Below are 6,146 nucleotides of genomic sequence, written 5' to 3'. Positions count from 1 at the left end.
AGGCCGACGGGGCGGGCTCGACCGGTGCCTACGTCGGCATGAGGCTGCGGGCTCCGGCCGTTGTGGAGGGCCAGCTGCCTGCATCAGCTCGCTCATTAAAACTGGTATCACCGCGCGCCCGCGCTCAGCAACGGCCCACATGGGCTGTTGAGTTGAACGTAGACGTGCGGACACGCAGCCAAGTCAGTTGACGGTCTGCCCAGTGGGCGGGATCAGGCGACGCTCTCCCAACAGGTGGAGAGCGGGGCGCAGGTGCCGGCCGTTCAGGAGCGGAGGCGCAGGGTGGTGCTGGGTAAGGTCCTGTACGCGTTGCGGTAGTGGGTGGCGAAGTGGCCCAGATTGGCGAAGCCCCAGCGCATCGCGATCTCGGTGACCGTTGCGGTGCGGGGGCCCGCGGCCAGCAGTTCGGCATGGGTGGCGTCCAGGCGTACTCGGCGCAGGTAGGCGATCGGGGTGGTGTCCAGGTGTCGGCGGAAGGCGTACTGCAGTGCACGAGGGCTGACGTACGCAGCGTTGGCGATCTCTGCGAGACCAATGTCTTGGCCTGCGTTGGACTCGATGAAGGCCACGGCTCGGTGCAGGGTGGTCGGGGTGGCGTCCGCACCGTCCGCAGGGGGCATCTGGCGCCGGGGCGGGTTGATTTGAAGCGCGTGATCGCCCGACAACCGCTGTCGGCAACCGCACGAGCCTCAACGCCACCGCCACCGCCACCGCGGCACTGCCCTGCACCGGCGTCGCGAGTAGCGAGCGCGCGGCAGGGTCAGCCAGTCACGCGAAGTGACAGCCCTTCGCTACGGCCTTCTTCGTAGTGTTCGCATTGGGGCTGATCCCAATTCTGAGCTGCCAGGACCATGCGGGGGCGCCGTGATGTCCCCGCACGTGCACGCCACCCCCTACTCCGGGTGTGCGGAAGGCTGGTTGTTACCGTGCACTCGTGCCTCACTCCTCACGCGACACACCAGAAGGCGCCGGCTGGGGGAACTCCCAACTCGGCACGTACAAAGCTCTGATGCCCGCCAAGGTGGAGAAGCTCTCCTGGCTCGATCCGAGGACGCTGTGGCCCGCACGCAACGGCGTGCTCGCCTCCTGGTTCGGGGACCCCACGGGCCGGACCCGCAGTCGATGGGTGGAGCAGGCGGTGGCCGCGGGCGCGCCCGCCGACGCGGTCGTCCGCCGCACGGACACCGACCACTTCTCGTTCATGGTCATCGGTGACACCGGCGAAGGAGACGACCCCCAATACGCCGTCGTACCGGGGTTCCTGAAGGTCAGTCAGGGGACAGACTTCGCCGTGCTCGCCAGTGACGTGATCTACCCGGTGGGCAGCACCGACGACTACGGCACGAAGTTCTTCCGCCCCTACCGCGACTACCCCGCGCCCATCTACGCGATACCCGGTAACCACGACTGGTACGAGGACCTGCAAGGCTTCATGCGGGTCTTCTGCGAGACGTCGCCGCTGGCGCCCGAGGCGCGGCCCCGCCCCTTGACACGGGCCTGGTTCCGCTCGCTGCTCTGGCACTCTCCGGGCAGACCCGACGAGCAACGTCTCGCCGAGGCAAGGGCGTTGCGCTCACAGCCGTCCCAACAGGCCGTCCAGCCGGGCCCGTACTGGGCCATCGACGCCGGGCCGATACGGATCATCGGCATCGACACGGGCCTGCTCGGCTCCATCGACGCCGAACAAGGTCGCTGGCTCCGCGAAGTCTCACGCGGCGACCGGCCCAAGATACTGGTGACCGGGTCCCCGCTGTACGTGGACGGCGAGCATCACCCGTGCGCCATCGAGGGCGGCGGCACGGTGGACGCCATCGTGCGCGCCCCGGAGCACCACTACGTCGCGGCGATCGGCGGCGACATCCACAACTACCAGCGCTATCCGGTGCGAGTGGACAGCGGACGCACGATCCAGTACGTCGTCGCCGGTGGCGGCGGGGCGTTCATGCACGCCACGCACACGGTCCCCCGCGTCTCGGTCGCCGACGTCACCGAAGACGAGTTCCGCTGCTATCCCCTGCGCGGCGACTCGCTGGCCTTCTACAGCAGGCTGTACGGGCGCCGACTGCGGATGCCCCGCTTCCTCACGCTGACCGAGGCCGAGGCCACGGCGGTGATCGCCGAACGACTCGGCATTTCTCCGACCCGCACGCAGGGCGAGCGCGTTCGCGTCACCCGGCGCATCCGCCTGGTCGCCAGTCTCCTCGGCGCCGGCCGTCGCCCCGACCGCAAAGCCCGCTTCCGGCTGCCGGTGCGCAAGGCCTACACGCAGCTCTTCTCACCGGGTTCGGCGACGTACAGCCCACCGTTCTTCAAGTGCTTCCTGCGGATGGACGTCACACCGACCTCGGTCCGTCTGCGCTGCCACTCGGCGACCGGGACTCTCGACCACGAGATCGATCCGCCGGTCGAGGACGAGGTGATCATCCCACTGACTTTCGGACATAGTGAGCGCGCGTCGTCCTCGCCGAATCGGTGGGATCGGTAGTCGGAGCGCAGTACGCGGATCCGCTTCGAGGACGGCCCAGTCCACTCGGCGCCGCACCGTCACCCGTCACTGTTTCATCGACGGAAACGCGGCCTTCAGCCTCTCGCCCTCTGGTGGAGTCACCGAGCGGCCCAACGTCGATCAGCGTGGCTGACTGCTGCCTGTCAGCTGCGGAGAATTTGCCCGATCCGCAACCGAGAGTACGACTCCGCCAAAGCGGTGTAGCCGTCCGGCAGCCCAGTTCCCAAACCGTCGAAGACCCCAGGCCAGTTGATGCAGCGCGGCACCTCACGACGCTGCGCCACCAGCCCCGGCAGCGCAGCTTCCATCGGAGAGATCAGCCTGCCCTTACGGGAGGAATTCCCACGAAGGCCCGCCGGACGTGAAGTTCCGAGAGCAAACAGTCACGTCATCTCCCCTAAGGTACGCAAGCAGCCACTCACTGAACGTCATCTCGTGGAGAACCCAGGAAAAGCGGTCCCCGAGGGCCGTCTCCTGGCCCACCTTCTCAAGCCGGCCCGGCTTTCCGCCGGAGGAATGCAACAGGCACTCACTTGCCGCTGTAGACGGGGAACGCGCTGTGCTCGCCGTAGTCCACATCTCGCAGGGCGCGCAGGGCGTCCATGTCATCGCCGGAGATCTCGAAGTCGACCTCGGCGTTGGAGCGCATGTGCTCGGGATTGGCCGTCTTGGGCAGCGACACCGTGCCCAGCTGCAGGGTGTAGCGGATGCACAGCTGCGGGACGGACACGCCGTACCGCTCGGCCATCACCTTGACCTCGGCGTTCTCCAGGATTGCTCCGTGTGCGATCGGCGAGTACGCCTCGACGAGGATCTGCTTGGCATCGCAGTAGTCCAGGAGCTCCGCGGGGGTATTGCCGGCGTGGACGAGCAGTTGGTTCACGTGCGGCACGACCGTCGCGTCCCGGAGGAGGTTGTCCAGGTCCTGCTGCTGGAAGTTGGACACTCCGATGGAGCGAATCTTGCCGGCCCGGTGTGCCTCTTCGAGCGCGCGCCATGCCGCACGGTTGCCCTCCGCGTAGTCGCCGCCGCGGAAGTCGTCCCACGGCTGCGGGCTGTGGATGAGCATCAGGTCGATGTACTCCAGGCCCAGCTTCTCGAGGGACTCATCGATTGAGGCGACCGCCTCGCCGTAGTCCTTGATCTCGGCGGCGAGTTTCGTCGACACGAACAGCTGCTCGCGGGGGACGGTTGCGGTGCGCACGCCCTTGCCGACGCCGCGCTCGTTGCCGTACGCCTGGGCGGTGTCGATGTTGCGGTAGCCGATCTCCACGGCCGCGCGAACCGCGTCGACAGCCTTGTCGTCGTCGATGAACCAGGTGCCGAGCCCCAGCCGGGGGATCTCGACGCCGCCTGCCAGGGTGTAGGTCTCGTTCAGGATGGTCATGCGTTCGCTCCGTTCTTCGGCAGTTCGCCGTACACCTCGTCGGTGACCGGCTCGAGCCATTCGTTGCTGACACCTTCACCGGGGGTGATGTAGGCGAGATGGGAGAACCACGAGTCGGCCTTCGCGCCGTGCCAGTGTTTCGTGCCCGCCGGGACGCGGATCACCGTTCCCGGCTCCATGCTGATGGGGTCCTCGCCCTCGGCCTGATACCAGCCGCTGCCCGCCGTACACAGCAGGATCTGGTCACCGCCGCCGTTCGTGCCGTGGTGGATGTGCCAGTTGTTGCGGCAGCTCGGCTCGAAGGAGACGTTCATGACGGGAACGCTTCCCGAGGCGAGCGGAGCCAGGTAGCTCTGGCCGATGAAGTACTGCGCGAAGGCGTCGTTCTTCTCGCCGAGCGGAAAGATCTGATCGAATCCGTTGCCAGCCATCTTGTTCCTTCGCTTTGGTTCACTACGCCCCGCTGCTCGTGCGGGGCCGGTTTGCCGCTCGCGCCGCGGGATCAGGCGGCGCGCTCGTCCGCGATCTTCTTCAGCAGGGTGATCGCGGTCATCGCGTTGGGCCATCCGGCGTAGAACGCCAGGTGCGTCATCGCCTCGGACAGCTCCTCCACCGTGAGCCCGTTCTCCAGGGCCACGCCCAGGTGGTACGGCAGCTGCTCGCTGCGGTAGAGGGCGGCCAGCACACTGACCGTGACCAGACTGCGGTCCCGCGGGGAGAGCCCGGGGCGCTCCCACACGTCCTGGAACAGGACTTCATCGGTGAGCTCGACCAGCTTCGGCGCGATGTCTACCAGCTCCTGAGGCGCGGACTGCTTCGCCATGAGGTGACTCCCTGTAACGGTTCGAACATGGGGTGCGGTGTTGTTCACTGTCGGCCACCCGCGGCCGACAGGCATCCCAGAGGGGTGTCCGCCTTCCGGAACCGGGGCCGCATCCGCTGACAACAACGAGGAAACCGCAGCTCACAGGCGCGCGGAAGGCTCTGATGTTCCAGGTACTGGCAGAACCTCCCAGCCGTGCTCCACTCCTCCTAGCCTGGAGAGCATGGACACCGCCCACGAGATCCGAGAGTTCCTCGCCACCCGCCGTGCCAAGATCACTCCGCAGCAGGCCGGTCTGCCCGCCTTCGGCAACGCCAAGCGCAGGGTCCCCGGACTGCGCCGCGAGGAAGTCGCCCTGCTCGCCGGTGTCAGCGTCGACTACTACGTCCGCCTCGAGCGCGGCCAGCTCGCCGGGGCCTCCGAAGAAGTTCTCGACGCCCTCAGTCAGGCCCTCCAGCTCGACGACGCAGAACGCTCCCATCTCCACGACCTGGCCGCCGCCCAGCGCCGGCGTCCGCCCCGGCGCACCGCCCGCAAGTCCAAGACCACGGTCCCGGCCAGCCTCACCCGCGTCCTGGAGTCGATGACCGACGCCCCGGCCTTCATCCGCAACGGCCGGCTCGACATCCTCGCCGTCAACCCCCTTGGACGCGCCCTCTACGCACCCCTGTTCACCGGCTCGGCCCGCCCCGTGAACATCGCCCGCTTCCAGTTCCTCGACCCCACCAGCCGCGACTTCTTCCCCGACTGGAACGTCTCCGTCAACACCACCGTCTCCCTATTGCGCACCGAAGCCGGCCGCGACCCCGGCGACACCGACCTGACCGGGCTGATCGGTGAACTCGTCACCCGCAGCGACGAGTTCCGCACCGCGTGGGCCAAGCACAACGTGCGCCTGCACCACACCGGCCGCAAAGCCTTCCGCCACCCGGCCATCGGCGAGATCATCCTTGACTTCGACGCCATGCAGCTGCCGGGCCACGCCGGACTGACCCTCACCGCCTACAGCGCCGAACCCGGGACACACGACCACGACGCCCTCATGCTGCTCGCGTCCTGGGCAGCCACAGACCAGGAACGAGCCGACACCGGATCCTGACCGCCCTGCCCACCAGTAGAGGCTGTGACTTAACTCGCGGCAGTTCGGCAGCTCGCCCTCTCGGGAGCTGACCTCGCTAGCCTGAACATACGTCGATGACTTCTACCGCCAGCCATCTGCCGGTTCCCTCCCGCAGAGACGTCTCGTTGGTCATCGAGGCCGCCGGCAAGGAGTTGGCCATACGGCCGGAAGCACTGCGGCCAGCCACCCAAGAATCCCGCCGGCCCAGTGTCACTGCTCCCCCGGTGCGACCGGATCGTGGCGGCGGCCGCACCTCTGACTGAGGAACACTGAGGAAGCGGTCCGGCCTTCCGGACCGACCATGTCCTGG

6 protein-coding genes are annotated in these 6,146 nt (G+C 67.5%); 2 read left to right on the top strand and 4 right to left on the bottom strand.

What is annotated here, in order from left to right; translation table 11 throughout:
• Positions 1–263: 263 nt before the first annotated feature.
• A complete protein-coding gene (locus tag ABZ930_RS27635; protein ID WP_361553145.1) occupies positions 264–569 on the bottom strand; it encodes a helix-turn-helix transcriptional regulator in 306 nt (101 codons plus the stop codon).
• A 365-nt stretch (positions 570–934) separates the two neighbouring features.
• Between ABZ930_RS27635 and ABZ930_RS27630 the strand changes: the two genes are divergently transcribed.
• On the top strand, positions 935–2,485 hold the full coding sequence (locus ABZ930_RS27630) for a metallophosphoesterase (protein ID WP_361553142.1): 1,551 nt from the start codon (positions 935–937) through the stop codon (positions 2,483–2,485).
• A 550-nt stretch (positions 2,486–3,035) separates the two neighbouring features.
• Here ABZ930_RS27630 and ABZ930_RS27625 read toward each other — a convergent pair.
• The 3 genes from ABZ930_RS27625 to ABZ930_RS27615 all read right to left on the bottom strand — a co-directional run bounded on the left by ABZ930_RS27625 (position 3,036) and on the right by ABZ930_RS27615 (position 4,716).
• Positions 3,036–3,893 (bottom strand): aldo/keto reductase, encoded by an 858-nt coding sequence (locus tag ABZ930_RS27625; RefSeq protein ID WP_361553139.1) that lies wholly within the window; start codon positions 3,891–3,893, stop codon positions 3,036–3,038.
• Positions 3,890–4,324 carry a cupin domain-containing protein gene (locus ABZ930_RS27620; RefSeq protein ID WP_361553136.1) on the bottom strand — a complete coding sequence of 145 codons (435 nt, stop codon included), beginning with the start codon at positions 4,322–4,324 and terminating at the stop codon, positions 3,890–3,892. The genes ABZ930_RS27625 and ABZ930_RS27620 overlap by 4 nt, the downstream gene beginning before the upstream one ends.
• A gap of 71 nt (positions 4,325–4,395) precedes the next feature.
• The gene (locus ABZ930_RS27615) at positions 4,396–4,716 is read right to left on the bottom strand and encodes a carboxymuconolactone decarboxylase family protein (protein ID WP_361553133.1); all 321 of its coding nucleotides are present in this window, start codon (positions 4,714–4,716) and stop codon (positions 4,396–4,398) included.
• A 223-nt stretch (positions 4,717–4,939) separates the two neighbouring features.
• On the opposite strand from ABZ930_RS27615, the gene ABZ930_RS27610 reads away from it, so the two are divergent.
• A complete protein-coding gene (locus ABZ930_RS27610; RefSeq protein ID WP_361553130.1) occupies positions 4,940–5,815 on the top strand; it encodes a helix-turn-helix transcriptional regulator in 876 nt (291 codons plus the stop codon).
• The last annotated feature ends 331 nt before the right edge of the window (positions 5,816–6,146 follow it).

It is taken from the genome of Streptomyces sp. NPDC046716 (genome assembly GCF_040645755.1).
Lineage (GTDB): Bacteria > Actinomycetota > Actinomycetes > Streptomycetales > Streptomycetaceae > Streptomyces.
Note: the sequence above shows the minus strand (reverse complement) of the source record. Positions and strands in the feature narration are given on the sequence as shown.